This is a genomic window from Haloarcula montana, assembly GCF_035666295.1.
GTDB classification, from domain to species: domain Archaea; phylum Halobacteriota; class Halobacteria; order Halobacteriales; family Haloarculaceae; genus Haloarcula; species Haloarcula montana.
The window spans coordinates 251,372-267,368 of the sequence record NZ_CP142028.1; the positions used below are offsets into that span (position 1 = coordinate 251,372).

The 15,997-nt window shown below is 62.4% G+C and carries 17 protein-coding genes; 8 read left to right on the forward strand and 9 right to left on the reverse strand.

Annotated elements, in window-relative coordinates; genetic code table 11:
- The first annotated feature begins 36 nt into the window (after positions 1-36).
- Positions 37-384: a transcriptional regulator gene (locus VJ109_RS16910; RefSeq protein ID WP_324760501.1), complete on the forward strand. Its 348-nt coding sequence runs from the start codon at positions 37-39 to the stop codon at positions 382-384.
- Positions 384-722 (forward strand): DUF7521 family protein, encoded by a 339-nt coding sequence (locus tag VJ109_RS19550; protein ID WP_434737292.1) that lies wholly within the window; start codon positions 384-386, stop codon positions 720-722. The genes VJ109_RS16910 and VJ109_RS19550 overlap by 1 nt, the downstream gene beginning before the upstream one ends.
- A gap of 78 nt (positions 723-800) precedes the next feature.
- On the opposite strand, the gene VJ109_RS16915 is transcribed toward VJ109_RS19550, so the two are convergent.
- Positions 801-1,601, reverse strand: coding sequence for a TrmB family transcriptional regulator (locus tag VJ109_RS16915; RefSeq protein WP_324760502.1), 801 nt, complete (start codon positions 1,599-1,601; stop codon positions 801-803).
- Positions 1,602-1,993: 392 nt separating this feature from the next.
- Here VJ109_RS16915 and VJ109_RS16920 point away from each other — a divergent pair, with 392 nt between their 5' ends.
- Complete coding sequence (locus VJ109_RS16920) at positions 1,994-2,794, forward strand: TrmB family transcriptional regulator (protein WP_324760504.1); 801 nt, start codon at positions 1,994-1,996, stop codon at positions 2,792-2,794.
- A 189-nt stretch (positions 2,795-2,983) separates the two neighbouring features.
- Positions 2,984-3,160 (forward strand): DUF7511 domain-containing protein, encoded by a 177-nt coding sequence (locus tag VJ109_RS16925; RefSeq protein WP_324760505.1) that lies wholly within the window; start codon positions 2,984-2,986, stop codon positions 3,158-3,160.
- A gap of 51 nt (positions 3,161-3,211) precedes the next feature.
- Here VJ109_RS16925 and VJ109_RS16930 read toward each other — a convergent pair whose 3' ends face one another.
- Entirely contained in the window at positions 3,212-5,044 is a 1,833-nt protein-coding gene (locus tag VJ109_RS16930) for a right-handed parallel beta-helix repeat-containing protein (RefSeq protein ID WP_324760507.1), read from the reverse strand.
- 672 nt (positions 5,045-5,716) lie between these two features.
- Between VJ109_RS16930 and VJ109_RS16935 the strand changes: the two genes are divergently transcribed.
- The 3 genes from VJ109_RS16935 to VJ109_RS16945 all read left to right on the forward strand — a co-directional run bounded on the left by VJ109_RS16935 (position 5,717) and on the right by VJ109_RS16945 (position 8,136).
- On the forward strand, positions 5,717-6,517 hold the full coding sequence (locus tag VJ109_RS16935) for a TrmB family transcriptional regulator (protein ID WP_324760509.1): 801 nt from the start codon (positions 5,717-5,719) through the stop codon (positions 6,515-6,517).
- A gap of 257 nt (positions 6,518-6,774) precedes the next feature.
- Complete coding sequence (locus VJ109_RS16940) at positions 6,775-7,236, forward strand: DUF7344 domain-containing protein (RefSeq protein WP_324760511.1); 462 nt, start codon at positions 6,775-6,777, stop codon at positions 7,234-7,236.
- A gap of 156 nt (positions 7,237-7,392) precedes the next feature.
- Positions 7,393-8,136 (forward strand): hypothetical protein, encoded by a 744-nt coding sequence (locus tag VJ109_RS16945; RefSeq protein ID WP_324760513.1) that lies wholly within the window; start codon positions 7,393-7,395, stop codon positions 8,134-8,136.
- Positions 8,137-8,247: 111 nt separating this feature from the next.
- Here VJ109_RS16945 and VJ109_RS16950 read toward each other — a convergent pair whose 3' ends face one another.
- From VJ109_RS16950 to VJ109_RS16970, 5 genes are all read right to left on the reverse strand, one after another.
- A complete protein-coding gene (locus tag VJ109_RS16950; protein WP_324760515.1) occupies positions 8,248-8,484 on the reverse strand; it encodes a DUF8593 domain-containing protein in 237 nt (78 codons plus the stop codon).
- Between the two features lie 302 nt (positions 8,485-8,786).
- Positions 8,787-9,287 carry an HTH domain-containing protein gene (locus tag VJ109_RS16955; protein WP_324760517.1) on the reverse strand — a complete coding sequence of 167 codons (501 nt, stop codon included), beginning with the start codon at positions 9,285-9,287 and terminating at the stop codon, positions 8,787-8,789.
- Positions 9,288-9,518: 231 nt separating this feature from the next.
- Entirely contained in the window at positions 9,519-9,761 is a 243-nt protein-coding gene (locus VJ109_RS16960; RefSeq protein ID WP_324760519.1) for a hypothetical protein, read from the reverse strand.
- A gap of 46 nt (positions 9,762-9,807) precedes the next feature.
- On the reverse strand, positions 9,808-11,175 hold the full coding sequence (locus VJ109_RS16965) for a nucleotide sugar dehydrogenase (protein ID WP_324760521.1): 1,368 nt from the start codon (positions 11,173-11,175) through the stop codon (positions 9,808-9,810).
- Positions 11,172-12,143 (reverse strand): Gfo/Idh/MocA family oxidoreductase, encoded by a 972-nt coding sequence (locus VJ109_RS16970; RefSeq protein WP_324760523.1) that lies wholly within the window; start codon positions 12,141-12,143, stop codon positions 11,172-11,174. Before VJ109_RS16970 ends, VJ109_RS16965 begins: the two co-directional genes overlap by 4 nt.
- Positions 12,144-12,435: 292 nt before the next feature.
- Between VJ109_RS16970 and VJ109_RS16975 the strand changes: the two genes are divergently transcribed.
- The gene (locus VJ109_RS16975) at positions 12,436-13,338 is read left to right on the forward strand and encodes a polysaccharide deacetylase family protein (protein ID WP_324760525.1); all 903 of its coding nucleotides are present in this window, start codon (positions 12,436-12,438) and stop codon (positions 13,336-13,338) included.
- A 31-nt stretch (positions 13,339-13,369) separates the two neighbouring features.
- Here the strand turns inward: VJ109_RS16975 and VJ109_RS16980 are convergent, their stop codons facing one another.
- Together VJ109_RS16980 and VJ109_RS16985 are read right to left on the reverse strand one after the other, a co-directional pair.
- A complete protein-coding gene (locus VJ109_RS16980; RefSeq protein WP_324760527.1) occupies positions 13,370-14,566 on the reverse strand; it encodes a carboxylate--amine ligase in 1,197 nt (398 codons plus the stop codon).
- Positions 14,567-14,685: 119 nt separating this feature from the next.
- On the reverse strand, positions 14,686-15,981 hold the full coding sequence (locus VJ109_RS16985; RefSeq protein WP_324760529.1) for a DegT/DnrJ/EryC1/StrS family aminotransferase: 1,296 nt from the start codon (positions 15,979-15,981) through the stop codon (positions 14,686-14,688).
- Between the last annotated feature and the right edge of the window lie 16 nt (positions 15,982-15,997).

Here is a 15,997-nt window from a genome sequence, read left to right on the forward strand (position 1 = left end):
CAATCATACCAAGCATGCCCGCGAGAACGACTACACGTGAGTGAGGATACCCAGTCGAGCGAGATTTACGCCCTCCTCGACGACGAATACGCTCGTGCTATCCTCACGTCAACGAACGCGAGGGCGAAATCGGCGAAGGAACTCAGTGCTGAGTGTGATGCGTCGCTCCCGACGATCTATCGGCGCACTGACCGTCTCATCAACTGTGGACTGCTCGAGGAACAAACCCAGGTCGAAGCGGGCGGCCACCACTACAGTGTCTACAAGGCACGGCTCAAACGCCTCACAATAGAACTAGCAAACGATGAACTCAAGATCGAAGTCGAAGAACAACCGACGGAGAAAATGGCGGATCGGTTCACCGAGATGTGGGGAGAAATCTAATGCAACCGAGTCAAATTGACCCTTCGGTGATCCCCCCTCACTATCTCGTTCTATTAGCAGTGACATTACTCGCTGTTGGGATGGGGGTATTCATCGCCTACCAAGCCTACCAAGGATACCGTAGAAGTGACAGACGACAAATGCTGTTTCTCGCGATCGGACTCGCCCTCATTACTGTCGCTTCCCCGATACTGTCGCTTATAATTTCGGCTACTGCGTTACAGTTCGAACTTGATCTCGCTGTGTATACACTGTACTCGCCACTGATAAGTAATCTCGTCAAAATTATCGGCACCGGATTCATTATCTATTCACTTTCCTTACGGAGCCACTCGTGAGACGCTCCTGGGTAGCACGGTGTTGCTCTCAGCGTGCGGCGTCGAGAGCATGTTCGAGTGGTCCGCCGCCTGGGTTTCTCAGTACTCCGGAGTCTCCGTATCGAGTCGCCACGTGAAAATCGCCTTCAGGACGACAACCAGACTGTTCGAGTCACCTTCGCCCCAGATGGCGGTCTCCGACCGCGGGTCGGCCGGTGACGCGTCCGCACCGTTGACGAGTGCGCTCACGAGGGTTTTTCGTCCGTCGATCATCATGAGTCGCCCAGCCGGGGTATCCGACCAGACCCACAGCGACTCGAATATCGTCGCTCCGGGGATGTCGTCCTGGATGCGTGCTTGGACATCTGCCGAGACGCCGCCAAGCTTGATGGAGACGCCACGCTCTGCCGCCTCACTCAACACGTCGAGCAAGTCGTCGGTGAGGAGATCCTCAACGGTCATGTATACGATTTCTTCCTCCGCGTTCGCGAAGAACTCTCTGACCCGTTCTGTGACCGCTCTCTGTCCGTCGACCGTCCAGACACCTCGCTGTTCAGCGCGTCGTTCGACGGGTTCGAGTTCACGTAACGCCGTCCGCAGGACCTCAGTACGGTGCTGGAGTTCGTGTTCAAACGTTCGGCTCGCGGTTTCGGCCGAGATGGCCCAGAACTGCTTGGGAGACGACTGGAGGATATCGACGAGTCCCCGGTCGTGTAATTCGTCGATCGCGTCATAGACACGGGTCCGTGGCACCTCTGACACCTGGCTCACGTCTCTGGCTGTCCCCGTCCCCAAACTCGCAAGGGCCACGAACGTCCGCGCAGCGTAGGCACTCAACCCCAATCGTTCGAGTTGCTCGATCGCCGCGGACTGGGGGTCGTCAGTTGGATCGTTGCTCATCAGTTTCGGTAACTCCCGTAGTATGAGCCCGGCCATCTCGCGGGATATGACCGGGCTTGCACGTAGCAGTACGGTGGTTGGGACACGGCACTAGACTACGTGCAGGTGAGGAGTCGCTACCCACCTAATTAGCTCTTTTGTGATTAATCGAGTTAGTCTTCTCTATCCGGGTGCTCCCGGCTTAAAACGTCGCAAAAAGTTCACAACGCTATCGTCACTGTGATAGTTACAAGTGTTGTCACAGAATCGCCACCCAATTACGTTTTTACGTTTCGTGGGCACGTATTACCATTCGAAACAGTGAGAGCTGTTACAGCAGAAGTGACAATACCTATCCGTCCCGGGAAAGAACTGTTAGAACGGTCTCGGGAGTCCCCGGGAGGTTGGGACATATGGATACACGAGAGAGCAGGGACGAAGCGATCGAGGTCCTCCAGCAACTCGGATTGAAAGAATACGAGGCCCGATGTTTCGTCGGATTAACGCGCCTCGAGTCGGGAACTGCGAAGAAACTGAGCGAACTCACCGAGGTTCCACGGACACGCGTCTACGACGCGATTCGCGTGTTGGAGGCCCAGGGGCTGGTCGAAATCCAACACTCGCGCCCACAGCAATTTCGCGTGGTCCCGCTGGAGGAGGCGACCGAAACGCTCCGCGATCAGTACGAGAACCGCGTCGAACGACTACGCGACGCACTCGATACGATCGAAACCGTCGATGAGGGCGACGAATCCCCCGTCCAGCAGATCTGGGCGATGTCCGGGCGCGCCGCAATCGAAAACAGGGCGGAGCAGCTCATCGGCGAGGCAGAAGAGGAGGTCGTGCTCGTCATCGGAGACGAATCACTCTTGACAGCGGATCTCGTCGAGACCCTCAACGAAGTCGGTGATGGGATCGATCTGATTATCGGGACAGTGACGGACCCACTCCAAGAACAAGTGCAAGCGGCTGTGCCCGACGCCACCACGTTCCTCTCCGGGCTGGACTGGTTACACGGCGACACCGTGGGCGGAGACGAAACGGCGATCGGCCGCCTCCTCTTGATCGACCGCTCAACCATCTTAGTGAGTTCGATCATCCCCGATACCAAGACAGAGCGAGCTATCTTCGGGGAGGGGTTCGGAAACGGGCTGGTCGTGATCGCCCGACGGCTCATGGCTCACGGACTGATTCCCGCTCGTGACCCCCGATAGTCGTCACACGACGAATGACAGCAGTCGTCGCCTCCCGCAGTATCGGTCGGAGCGGCAACTCCGCCGTTCAGCAGCGCTCACGGTCCGACTGGGACACCGAACTCGATACGTTCGAGTAACTGCCCAGTCGTCGACAGCGTTGCCGTAGCCATAGCATAACAATACCCGACCAAGCAGTACGACGTATCCATGTTCGTTGACCCAGGATATGAAAGTCTGCGGCACTTCGAGTCGAAAGTCGTCGAGTACGATGATTCGCTGAGCGAGTGTACGATCTTCGCGACAGATACCGGTGGGGAACAACAGACGACAGCGTGGCTGACAGCACGCGAGGGGTCGTACGTCTCGGCCTGCGAGATGCAGTGACACCGTCTGTCACCGGCTGTGACATCCGGGCCACCACGTCCACGACCGGTCTCAACTGTTGAATTCGCTGATCACAGCCATCACATCTTGTATCTCGACTGGTTCGCCGCCGATCGTGCCGCCGGAGTTGTACTCGGTAATCGCGTCCATCACCTCGCCGATCTGAATCCCGGACTGCCCGTTCGTATCGAACCGAGCGACCGTCTCATCGGACCCCTGCTGGAGCGCGAGCGACGCACTGTCCTGGGCGAGCACGTTCGCGGTCGTTGGCGTGGTTTCGCTGTGGATCGCAGCAACAACGGGCCGGCTCGTCGCGACCGTCTGATCCAGTTCGACGCTCGTATCGGTGCCGCTGTTCGGGCTGGTGACCGATCCGAGAAGGGTGTCTAGATCGCCATCGGACGTGCTCCAGATACCAAGGGACCTGCCCGTTGGGCCGAACGCGTAGTTGGAGACGGTCACACTCGTCCCGTCAGTCGTCTGGTCGGCGATCCCAACCCCGGCCTCCGGGTTCAGGTCCAGCGTCTCGTTTTCGAGCGTTCGTTGCTCGATGTAGCGGTCGCCGCTGCCGGTGGCCACCGTCGTGTTCTCGATGGTGACAGTCCCGTTCTCGACGGTTACGGGGACGGTACTCACGTCGATTCGTGAGTCGACGATCCGGCAGTTCTCGCTGTCGAGAACGTCGATTCCCCGTCGGTCGTCACCCGTTCCTTCGATCGTGCAGTCCCGGAAAACCGTCCCGTCCCGGCCTTCGATACGGGCCGTGACGCCGTCCGCCGCCTCCCCTGTGAACGTACAGTTCTCGAAGACCGGTGCCGATTCGGCCGGTGTTGCGGCCGGGAACGCTCTGACGGCCGGTACCGCTCCCCGGTTGACGGTGACCGTCGTCTCGTTCACGCGGGCGCCGCCGTTCGCACGGTGGAAGACGATCCCGCCGAAGCTCTCGGCCGCGTCTGTGCCGAAGGTGATCTCACAGTTGTCGATCACTTGGTCGGATCTGTTGCGCAGTCGGATTCCCCGGGCGTTGAGCGTCCCCCAGCCGGGCGTCTTCGAATCGACGACGACGGTCACGTCCTCGGCTCGTGCTCCCGTCGTCCCCAACCGAACGCCCGCGACGTTGTTGTTCCGGTAGGTTCCCCCGATCACGTTGACGGCGCCGTCCTGTCCATCGGAGCCCCCCGGTGACGACGCGTACAGCCCGTTGTCCGAGTAGTTCTCCACCTGACAGTCGACGAACGTCAACTCTCCGGCGTGGTTTTCGGTGACGTAGATGCCGGTGAGTGAGTTGTTGTCGTCGACGTTCCGAGTGACGAGGTTCTCGACGCGAGCTGTCCCGTTCGCATCGCGCACCTCGATCTTGATGACGCCGATCTGGTTCGAACAGGAACCGAGGTAGGCGACGTTTCGGACCGTCGAATCGCCTTCGAGAAAGAGATGCAACGGTCCGCCGGCGCTGGCCTCGCGGAAGTCGAACGTGACGTTTTCGAGCAACAGATCCCGCACGCCCTGGAAAGCTACCCAGGGATGGCCGCCACGACACTGTCCCGCCGCTGGGACGAACTGGGCTGGGTCCGATCCCGTCCCGACCACGCCGAGATGTTCGATGTCGGACAGCGAAAAGTAATCGATCTCGTAGGTGCCAGGCTCGAACGCCAGCAGCGTCTCGTCGTCGGCGTACTCCTCGAAGAGGAAGTTCACCGGCTCTTCGCCGGCCGGGTTCGCCCCTGCCTCTACTGCGTCTACCACCGTCCCGAACTCGTCTGCGTGGGGGAGTTGGTCGTCGACCTGGGTTCCTGTGGTTGCCTGTGACGATCCGCTGGTCCCGATTCCGGCGATACCTGTCGTTCCTGCAGCAGCTGCAATGAGAAGATCTCGACGTTTCATTGTAGGGCAGACGGACGGTAGACGCCCGCGCTCTTTGTTATGCGAGACCTGGGTCGGGTAATACGCCCCTATGTCCGAGAACCACCGGAATCGTCGAACAGCGTTCCACGGCGGCACGGCCGGAGCTGTACGACAGCCCGCTGTTACCCGTGACTGGACCCTCGACGGCCGCAGCCGCTCGTTCGGGACATTGTCGGGTAGCAGACGCCCAGCAGCGTCGACAGTTTCCGGTCGATCGCACGCGGTAGGCCAAGGACTGATCGTCACGACACTGGCGGTTCAGGGATGGCTCGGCTCCGATGTGGCGCTGGCAGATCGAAAGCCGGCCGGAAAGGGCCGGGTCAGCACGCAGCAGCAGGGTGGTTGGGACACAGCACTAACTGCGTGCAGAGTAGCCTGAGTATCCCTCTCGTATAGACCTTTGGTGATTATGTGAGTCACAACCTGGAATATCCGGGTAAAGCGGACGCTCAGTATCAATTATGATAAAATAGTATCGGCGAGATGATGTCTAAAGGGTCAGTTATCGTCCCTATTATCAACTATTTCAGAACTGTCTCTTTCGTCTCGTCTCCGCGAACGATCGCGTCGTTATTATAGTGACAATACCTATCCGTGCCGGGAGTGAATGGCTCAAACGGGTTCCGGAATTTCCCCGGAAGGTTGGGACACATGAATACAAACGAAGGCTTAGAAGAAGCGATAGAAGTACTGCAACAACTGGGTTTGAAAGAGTACGAAGCCCGGTGTTTCGTCGGACTCGCTCGCGTCCAATCCGGAACGGCAAAGAAGTTGAGCGAGACGACAGAGGTACCACGGACACGCGTATACGACGCGATTCGCGTGTTGGAGGCCCAGGGGCTGGTCGAGATCCAGCATTCGAGTCCCCAGCAGTTCCGCGCCGTCCCCCTGGACGAAGCGATCGAAACGCTTCGCGACCAGTACGAGACGCGCGTCGATCGATTGCGTGACGCCCTCGATACGGTCGACCAAGTCGACGACGAGGAGGAATCGCCAGTACAGGAAGTCTGGGCGATGTCCGGCCACGACGGGATCGAGAACCGGGCCGACCAACTCATCGGCGAGGCAGAAGAGGAGGTCGTCCTCGTCATCGGTGATAGCTCGCTGTTGACCGACGATCTCATCGAAACGCTGACTGATGTCCAACGGGAAGTCGATCTGGTCATCGGCGCGTTGACCGAGACCCTCATGGAGGAGATACAGGCAGCGATCCCGAACGCGACGACGTTCGTCTCGGGACTGGAGTGGTTACACGGGACCGCCGTAACCGAAGACGAGACGGCGATCGGTCGGTTGCTCCTCGTGGATCGGTCGGCGATTCTCGTCAGTTCGATCCTCCCCGAGTCCAAAGAGGAACAGGCGGTCTTCGGCACGGGGTTCGGAAACGGGCTGGTCGTGATCGCCCGCCGGCTCATGGCCCAGGGGTTGCTCCCTGCACACGATCCGGAGTAACCCTGTGGCCGTCCACACTGTCGGCCCGACTGTTCCGGACCGATCGGACGACGGACGCCCCGTTGGTGACCTCGGTCGGTTCAGGGGACCGTTGAAGCCGACCACCACGACGGATGGGAGTGGGTACTGGCGTGGGGTCACCGTCCGTTGTGGTTTGGCGCGGCATAACAATGTACTGCTCGGCCGTCGTCCCGACGAATGCATCGAGAGACCGACACCGCTCCAGCGTGTACCGCGCGGGCTCGCTCTACAGTTCGATGAGTGATATACAACAGAACGAGGAGAGCGATTCGGTCGCAGTGCCCGACCAGTGGATAGACGAACCCATGCGGGGTCTCCTCCAGCGACTGGCCGCCGGGAGCGTTCCGGAGACGGCAGCCGAGTCAGCGACGATCGACGAGGTCTTCGACGTTCTCAAGGCCCCCGAACACCGGTACGTTCTGACCTATCTGCTCCGATCCGAGGGCGAGATTACGATCACTGCACTGGTCGATTACGTTCTCGCGAAGACAGACTCGACCGGCGACGGCGAGGAGCTTCGACAGCGGCTCACGACCGAGTTGACGACCACCCACCTTCCGACCCTCGCCGAGCGTGGGTTTATCGAGTACAACATGGAACGGCAGTTGGTCCGCGAGTCCGAGACAACTGCACAGGTCGAACCGTATCTCACGCTCGCGCTCGCCCAGCAGCGATTGCTGAGCGAGCGCGATAGCTGATTCTCCCGGCGGTATTGCTCCGTCGTTTTTGCGAGCTGTGCCCGGACGGTTGCTACGGGCAGCAGCGTAAGCTTCCCCTTCTCGGTTCCTGGGCGCGCAAGCTAAGTAGTCTGAGCGGTATGGTTCCCTATAGACGGTCGGTAGGCGCCTATTACCGTGTCTCAATCCACGCCGCACCTCGACGATATCGTCGAAAGTGATCCCCGGATCGACCACGAGTCCCTCCGGTGGATCGATACGGACGGTTCGCCATTGCTACTGGTCGGTGTCGTCCACGATCACCCGGCCAGCGAGTACCGCGTCTCGGCACTCGTCGAAGCGGTCGATCCCGAGACCGTCGCGCTCGAACTCCCCGAGTTGGTCGTGTCGGCCGACAGTCGTGATCACGCCGCTGCGGCTGTCGGCGGCGAGATGGCAGCAGCGATCGCGGCGTCCGGGGCCACCCCGGTCGTCGGAATCGATCTCCCCGGACGACAGACAGTCAGGACGCTCGTCGCCGAACTCCGGGAACAGCAACCGGCGCTCCGGACAGTCCTGCGAACGGGGCGGTCGATCGTCCGTATGGGGGGACACGCAGTCGCGAGTCGACTGGTTCAGGCCGGGGTTCCCGGCCTGTCTTCGATAGCGACGCTGGATCGCACTCAGAAATACGATCTCCAGAGGGACGCGTCACCGTCGGCGCAGGCCGAGCACGAAGCTGCCCACCGACACCGTAGTACGACGTTACTCCGGGCGTTCGAGCCGCCACCATCGACATCGGTGTTGGACGCCGTCCGGGAGCGATACATGGCAGCGCGCCTGGAATCGATCCGGGAGGACGGACTCGTCGTCGCTGTTGTCGGGTATAGCCATCTCGATCGGATAGAAACGCGCATTCGACACGACTGCACGGACTGCTAGTGGCTGTCGTCCCGGTAAGCCGGGAACGTAGCATCGTCGGTAACAGGCTACGCTGACCTGCCACAGGGAGTCCCGCTCTCACCAGCGACCACACCGCGTGTGGTCGAGGCTTCAGTCCTTGAGAACGACAGCGTCGTCCGTGAACTCGGACACCTTCGAGTGGCGGAGTTCGTAGACTGCTTCGTTCTCCTTCGTCCAGCCGAGGCGTTTGCGGATGCTCTGTGAGAGGCCTGAGCTCGGTGTGACGTGGGCTCTGTTCCCTTCGATCGACTCGATCGTCCCGATCTCGTCACCGCTTGCTGTCTTCACTGTCATTCCTTCGTCGGCGGCTTCGAACTGTCGTGCCATAGGTAGTTACAGACATCGCCGTTGACCGGCGTGTCTATCTGACCGAACACAGGACGGCACTATTGTAATGACAGTGCTATCTACCGTTCGACTGGGATTACTTCCGGCGGCTGTTCGTGGAGGAACGCCTTATACACTGGTAAATCTCCGCATTCGCGGTTATTTTCTCCCCGACCGCGATTCTCGAAGCCGTCGCCATAGCCACGTACGTGTACATCTCCGGTCGGTAAGCAGTGATTCACAGTCGTCGTTCGGTTTTGCGTAGGGGTTGTGGATATGCGACCGAACGGAGGGGGCGAGGATCAGGGGTGGGCGAACGGTCGGTCGGTCAACGGATCAGCGGAGGGAAAGTCGGCGACTGTGGCCAGTCCGTCCATCGCCGAGAGCGTATCGTCCGCCTTTCGACAGGGGAAGACGCCCCACAACTCCTCGTCACGGGAGATGGCGAGACAGACGACCGGCGGGACGATCACCGTGTAGGTATCCTCACACGCCGACTGGACCGTTCGTTCCGCGAAGAACGGTTCCAGTGAGGCATCGTGTGTCTGTGCCCACGTTCGGAGCCTGGCGATATTCTGCAGCACTGATCGGCCGTCCGTAAGCCGCGGTGCCGTCTCCGGACAGATTCGATCGCCCCAGACCGTACAGGTCACCGATTCGATGCAGTCGTCCTCTTGGAGCTGTTCGAGTCGTTCGACGATCGCCTGCTGTCGCTCGTGGGCACCGTGGGGTGCAAGCGACCGGACGAACAGTTCGACGCTGAATTCCGGGCTCGGGTCCGATGAGTCTGGATTCGATTCCATAGCTTCACTCGAAGGGTGTGACGACCGGATCACTGGGTGTAGCGTACAGGAACTGACTTTCGGTACCATCGGGCGTGCTGTGGTGGTGCCTCATTGTCACACCTCATCTGCCGGACGGCATCAAAGGGGTCGATTTTCACGCGGAGGCGAATTTTGATAAAAGAGACAACACGATGGGGTCCGACGACTGGTCGTTCCCCGATCGGGACAGCGTGAACCGATCGGCCCAGATCACAGATACCCGAGTGATTCGAGTTGGTCTGCGACGGACTCGCTACCGGACTGCTGCTCGGTCTCGTCCGCGACCGGCAACCCGTCGGATTCCGCGGAGTGGTAGCGAAGTTCCGCGAGTAACTGCGCGAGCGCGAACTCGACGTACTCGTCGACGGAGTCGAACTCGGTCCCGTCGATCCGCCCTGCTAACTCGACGGCGATCTGCTCCGGGATCTCGATCGTCCTGGTCCGGTCGGTCATCGTCGGCCCCCCCAACCGCCCCGGAGCGGTCGGCGTCGTGTCGGTCTCACGGCCATCGACCTCCAACGGTGTAGACCGGCGTTTCGACAGCCTGAGTGTCGATGACCCCCCGACCGTCGAGGATCGGCGCGTCGAACCGCTCCCAGTCCAGTCGGGTAAACTCCTCGTGCGGGGTCGCGAGCACGACCACGTCCGGCGATACTCCGTCGATCTCGTCGACTGTCCGCGGGCGCATCGGTTCGAGTTCGCTCCAGTCCTCGACCAGCGGGTCGACGGCCCAGACCGTCGCACCGAGTGCACCGAGTTCGTCGGCGAGCGGGATCGACGGGCTGTTCCGGAGTTCCGCGATGTTCGCCTTGTAGGTCACACCGAGCAGGAGGACGTCCGCTGTTTCCGCGTCGACACCGTCGTCGTCGAGGATGGCCTCGACCATCGATGCGGTGAAGGCGGGCATGCCGTCGTTGCGTTCACGAGCGGCCGTCAGGACCGACGCGTCGGCGTCGAACTGTCCGCTGAGGAAGTACGGATAGACGGGGATACAGTGGCCGCCGACACCCGGACCGGGATCGTGGAGGTCACAGAAGGGCTGGGTGTTCGCCACGTCGATCCCCTCGTTGACGTCGATGTCCATCTCCTGGGCGTAGAGGGCGAGCTGATTGGCGATCGCGATGTTCGCGTCGCGATAGATCCCCTCGAAGACCTTGACCGCCTCGGCGGTCGCCGCGTCCGTCGTGGCGAGCACCTCGTTGTCGGTGATCGCGTCGTAGATGAGTGTCGCGACACGTGTACTCTCCTCGTCGACGCCCCCGACGACCTTCGGATGCGTCCCCCGGATATCGGCGAGTGCCTGGCCGCTGACGGTCCGTTCGGGGCAGGCGGCGACGCCGAACTCGCCGGCTTCGAGGTCGCTCTCTTCGAGCAGTGTCGGCCGGACCCTGTCGACTGTTGTCCGGGGCGGAACCGTCGATTCGACGATCACCACGTCGCCCGGGGATAGCCCCGTCGCGATCGTCGAGACGACCTCGTCGAGGATCGACAGATCGGGTTCCTTGTCCGTGGTGAGTAGGGTCGGAACCATGACGACGTGGACCGCGGCCGCGTCGGCCGCCGCGTCGCCGTCCGTCGTCGCCCACAGGCTCCCGTCTTCGACCGTCTCGGCGACGAGCGCTTCGAGTCCCGGTTCGCGTTGGATGGGTGAGGTACCGCCGTTGATCCGCTCGACGACAGCCGGGTCGACATCGACACCGACGGTGTTTCCGGTCACGTCCGCGTAGACGCCCGCCAGCGGCAGCCCCATCTTCCCGAGGCCGTAGACGGCGACCGGAATATCCCCGCTCGTGAGTGCCGTCCGCTGGGCAGCCGTATCGCTCTCGGCACCGTACAGTCCCGGTCGATCGGCAACTGTCTCGCTCACGGCTGGGCCACCTCCGGAACCGGAGCGAGGGCCAACCCTTCGATCCGCTCGACCACCTCCAGTACGTCGAGCGCGTCTTCGGCGGTGACGACCGGCTCGGTCCCGTTCTGGACGGCCTCGACGAACGACGCGAGTTCGGCTTTCAACGGCTCGCCGTTCTCGATCATCGGGCGCTCGACGACGCTCTCGTGTCGGTACCGGATGTCGCCGTCGGACTCGATGTATTCCGGGAGTGAACGCCGGTGGATCTCGACGGTCTGACTGATCATGTCCACGTTGACCCGGCAGGATTCGGCCGTGATCGACAGTTTCCGGACTTTCTCCTGGGTGAGTCGGCTCGCGGTGATCGTCGAGACGGTCCCGCCCGCGAACTCGAACTGTGCCGTTGCGTGGCGGTCGTCGCGAGCGATCGCCGAGAGCGACTCGATCGAGTCGTCGACCAGCGACAGGAGGATGTCGACGTCGTGGATCATCAGGTCCATGACGACGTTGTCCTCGGTCTCGCGGGCCAGGGGCGGCCCGAGACGGTCGATATCGACCGATACGACGTCGAGATCGGGGACGATGTCGGCGAGGATCTTGATCGCCGGGTTGAACCGCTCGATGTGGCCGACCTGGAGCGTCACACCGGCCGCCCGTGCGTCCAGGGCGAGCTCGCGCCCCCGAGCGTGATCGTCGACGAACGGCTTCTCGACGAGGACGTCGACCCCCGCGTCGATACACTCTTGGACGATATCGGCGTGGAAGCGCGTCGGCACGGCGATCGAGGCGACATCGACTTCGTCCAGTAGTTCCCCTCTAGACATCGGTGTCACGCCGTGTTCCACGGCGATCTCCCTGGCCCGGCTCGAATCGGTGTCGGCAACTCCGACGAGGGTCGTGTCCGGCAGCTCGTTGTACACCCGGGCGTGGTGTTGCCCCATACTTCCCACGCCGATAACCCCAGCGGTGACGGTGTCGCCGGTCATCGATCACTCCGCTGTACGGCCAGCCGTGCCGGCGGTCGGTCCGTTCCGAGCCGCTCGTCCGCCCTCTCTCTGTGCACCAAAAACGGTCGTTGCATGGGTGTACTTCCCCTGTCAACGGTGTTTGTTATCCTTAGCTTGTCACCGGTAAGGCCCAGCTATGTGTCAGGGAGACGGATCGGCTCGACCGGTCTCTGGCCACTGGCGATCCGTTTACGAGGAGGTTTGATCGTAAGCGAACGGTAACTAACCGGATCGTTGCCGAGGACCGACTAATGAGTAGAGTGACCTCCTAATGGGCTCGTTCGTCATCTCGATCGACGCCGAACTCGCTTGGGGATTCCACGATCTCTCCGAGTTCCCGACGGATCGAATCGAGACCGGTCGCGACGGGTGGTCCTGGCTGTTGGACTGCCTGAACGAACACAGTATCCCGGCGACGTGGGCCGTCGTCGGGCATCTCATGCTGGACGACTGTGACGGTGTCCACGCCGACCTCCCGTCGATCGACGGCTGGTTCGACCACGAGCGGGACCGGTGGAGCGACCGATCTGACCTCCGTTTCAGCCCCGACCTCGTGGACGACGTGGTCCAATCGGAGACGGACCACGAGATCGCCAGTCACACGTTTTCCCACGTGCTGTTCGACGATCCCCGCGTGACCGAGCGGATCGCCCGCAGTGAACTCGACGCTGCGGTGGAGGCGGCGAACCGGTTCGGCATCGACTACGAGACGTTGATCTTCCCGCGGAACGCGGTTGGGTACCGTGAACTCCTCGACGAGTTCGGGTTCACGTGTTACCGGAGTCGCCGACCCAGACCGTCGAGCACTCCCGGCCGCATCGCCGAGAAGCTCCTCGCAGCCGTCGACCCGAACCATCTGAACCTCATCACACCGACCGTCGACGAGTACGGACTGGTCGACGTGCCACCGTCGCTGTATCTGTTCGGCTTCGAAGGCTGGCCCCGGCAGGTTGCGGGGACAGTCGGCGTCGATCCGATCGTTCGGCAGGCCAAACGGGGAATCGACCGCGCCAGCCGGACTGACGGACTCTTCCACGTCTGGCTGCATCCCAACGACATCTGCACCGAACAGGACGAACGCAGAATTGCCAGCATCGTGGCCTACGCGGCGCAGAAACGGGATACGACTTCGCTATCGGTCGAGACGATGGCGACCGTCGCGGACCGGAGCTGACGGCACCGCCGCCGGGAACCGACCGGACCGCTCACTCCCCGCCGAGGACCCCGTCTGCGATGTTCAGCCAGTCACGGGCGAATGGGGCCGGGTCGTCGAGACTGAAGTAATCGAAGTGCGGTTGAGTGACCAGCGACGACGCGATGTTCCAGACGGTGCCCGGCACCGACGGCCGCTCGGTGAGAGCGTACTCCTCCGTGAGGACGCTGTGGAGATGCGCGGCTTCGCCACGGACGAGGTGGCTGGCCACGCCGCTGTGGTAGTCGCTGCGGTGGTCTCCGACGGGACGGTCGTTGGCGAGTCGCCACCAGTAGTAGGGGTAGTCGAGGCCGGCGTGGCTGTCCATCGGGAGGCTGGAAGGGATTCGCGGATTGATCTCTAGGAGTGAGAACGTGCCGTCGTCGTCGCGGATGAACCCGACCGAGGCGATCCCCTCCCAGTCGAGTTCGTCAAGCAGCGCCCTGCCGGCCGCTTCCAACCCCGGAAGGTCGACGGCCTCGTGGTAGATGCTCGGTCCACGCGAGTATTTGTACCCCCGGACCAGTCTCTTCTGGGAGGTGACGACCGCCTCGCCGTCCCGGTAGAGCCCCCGGAAACAGTACTCGGTCCCGTCGACGTAGGCCTGTGCGATCGGCACGTGTCCCATCTCCGCGACGATGCCGTCGACGTCCGGTCTCTGTCCGGGTTCGAGAAACGTCGTCTTCGGAGGCGTCCGGAACTGTCCGTCGGGGACGGTCTCGGTGTTGTCCGGGGTCAGGATGGCGTGCCGACCTTTGACGATCCGTTCGCGACCCCAATCCTCGACCTCGTCTAGCAGACACGTCTCGGGCACCGTGACGCCCGCCCGCTCGGCCGCATCGAACAGTTCGATCCGGTCGTGGACACGACGCAACTGTTCGAACGTCGGCCACGGCGTCTTGAGATGGTCGGCAAAGCGCTCGCGGTCCTTCGCGAGGACGTATACGTCCGGTTCCCGAACCGGGACGATCAGTCCGACGTCGTCTCGCCGTGCGAGCGCGAGTAAAGCGTCGCTATATCCCTGGAGATCTGTGGCCGGATCGGGGACCGTCTCCGTCTCGCCACAGTACCGGGAACTGAACGACGGCGGCCGGGCCTGGTCGGAGACGGCGATCGTGTTGATCCCCTGTCGGCCCAACGATCGGACGGCGCTGAGTGATCCGCCCGTCCCGATCGCGGGGACGACTGCGGACTCGACTGAACTGGCCATACCGAACGGTGGCGGAGTTGGTGGTAAGTTATGGAGCTAGTACTCGACGGGCGACTCCGCGACGGACGGGCTGTCAGGGCCAGCACTGAACCGTTCCAGCAACGACGCTACTCGTGGGCTCACTCGTTCCTCCGAGAGCCAGGGTCGTCCGAGCGCCCCACCGTCTCCCGAACCGTCTCGACGATCAGCCGTCGGTCGCGGTCGTCGACGTACGGATGGGTCGGGAGCGTGAGGATTCTCCGCTGGAGGGCGCCGGCGCCGGGGAACACCGTGGGGTCGATCACCGGCCAGTCGTACAGTTTCGCCGTCTGGACCCCCGCCGATCCGAGCGCGCTCCCGATCCGGTCCCGCAGTGGTTCGGTCGCCGCGAGCAGCGGGAACCTGACGTGTTGGAGCTTCGCGAGCCCGTCGACCGGTACGACGTGATCGACGCCCGGACAGTCGGCTAGTTGGTCGGCGTAGTAGCGTGCGGTCCGTTCCCGGTGCTGGCGGTGATCGTCGAGCCGGCCGAACACGCGTCCTGCGACCGTCCCCTGGAAGTCCGATATCGTTTCGAACGGCGGTGCGTACGAGCTATCCGACGGCGAACCGGGATGGGTCGTGGCCCGGTCCGCCAGGCCACCGATGCCGTCGAAGCGCTCTTTCAAACGGGTGAAGGCGTAGTACGGTCGCGGGTGTGACAACAGCGCGTAGCCGGCCATCGTGGCGACGTTGGCCTGGATCGCTGATCGGCCCCGATCGTCGAACTCCAGCGCCGGGGTCCGGGAGGTAACCATGCCACCGCCGACTGGAATCGGCTTCCCTTGCTGGAAGTTCAAGACCGCACAGTCGCCGAACGTACCGAGCCGCGCTCCCTCGTAGGTCGTCCCGAGCGCGTACCCCAGCGCCTCGACGAGGTACGCGCCGTGCCGATCACAGCGGGCGGCGAGGTCGGCGATCGGCGACCCGTATCCGAGGACGTTGATCGAGACGACGGCGAGGGTGTCCTGCCCGATCTCTGCCTCGATCGAACTCGTCTCGCAGGCGAGCGTCCCCGGGTCCACGTCGTAACGAACAGGCTGGAGGCCGATAGATTCGATCACGTCGGGGTAGTCCGAGCTACAGAACGCCGGGATCAGGACCTCACGGCGGTCAGTGTCGCCGCTCGTGGCGAGCGCCTGGAAACACCCTGCGAGCGTTCGCCGAAAGGACGTGTAGGTCGCCGAGTCGTCCGCGTCGAGGAACTGTTCGATCTGCCGTCGAAACTCGTCCCGCCCTGCCCCCCGGAGGTGGCCGTGAACGCCAGCAGCAACATCTGCGAGCCCGACCGGTGTGATCGCCGGCGGAACGAGTCGACACCGTCGGGCCTGTCCCCGCTGGCCGGCGTCGATACGCCCGCCCCGCTGCTTCTCAGTCGCCAGGTCGTTCCGTTCCATCTACCGGGATATCCGT

What these genes read in the sequence shown, in the direction of transcription:
- VJ109_RS19550 (WP_434737292.1), top strand. Translation starts at nt 384, where the DNA reads ATGCAACCGAGTCAAATTGACCCTTCGGTGATCCCCCCTCACTATCTC.
- VJ109_RS16915 (WP_324760502.1), bottom strand. Translation starts at nt 1,601, where the DNA reads ATGAGCAACGATCCAACTGACGACCCCCAGTCCGCGGCGATCGAGCAA.
- VJ109_RS16920 (WP_324760504.1), top strand. Translation starts at nt 1,994, where the DNA reads ATGGATACACGAGAGAGCAGGGACGAAGCGATCGAGGTCCTCCAGCAA.
- VJ109_RS16925 (WP_324760505.1), top strand. Translation starts at nt 2,984, where the DNA reads ATGTTCGTTGACCCAGGATATGAAAGTCTGCGGCACTTCGAGTCGAAA.
- VJ109_RS16930 (WP_324760507.1), bottom strand. Translation starts at nt 5,044, where the DNA reads ATGAAACGTCGAGATCTTCTCATTGCAGCTGCTGCAGGAACGACAGGT.
- VJ109_RS16935 (WP_324760509.1), top strand. Translation starts at nt 5,717, where the DNA reads ATGAATACAAACGAAGGCTTAGAAGAAGCGATAGAAGTACTGCAACAA.
- VJ109_RS16940 (WP_324760511.1), top strand. Translation starts at nt 6,775, where the DNA reads ATGAGTGATATACAACAGAACGAGGAGAGCGATTCGGTCGCAGTGCCC.
- VJ109_RS16950 (WP_324760515.1), bottom strand. Translation starts at nt 8,484, where the DNA reads ATGGCACGACAGTTCGAAGCCGCCGACGAAGGAATGACAGTGAAGACA.
- VJ109_RS16955 (WP_324760517.1), bottom strand. Translation starts at nt 9,287, where the DNA reads ATGGAATCGAATCCAGACTCATCGGACCCGAGCCCGGAATTCAGCGTC.
- VJ109_RS16960 (WP_324760519.1), bottom strand. Translation starts at nt 9,761, where the DNA reads ATGACCGACCGGACCAGGACGATCGAGATCCCGGAGCAGATCGCCGTC.
- VJ109_RS16970 (WP_324760523.1), bottom strand. Translation starts at nt 12,143, where the DNA reads ATGACCGGCGACACCGTCACCGCTGGGGTTATCGGCGTGGGAAGTATG.
- VJ109_RS16975 (WP_324760525.1), top strand. Translation starts at nt 12,436, where the DNA reads ATGGGCTCGTTCGTCATCTCGATCGACGCCGAACTCGCTTGGGGATTC.
- VJ109_RS16980 (WP_324760527.1), bottom strand. Translation starts at nt 14,566, where the DNA reads ATGGCCAGTTCAGTCGAGTCCGCAGTCGTCCCCGCGATCGGGACGGGC.
- VJ109_RS16985 (WP_324760529.1), bottom strand. Translation starts at nt 15,981, where the DNA reads ATGGAACGGAACGACCTGGCGACTGAGAAGCAGCGGGGCGGGCGTATC.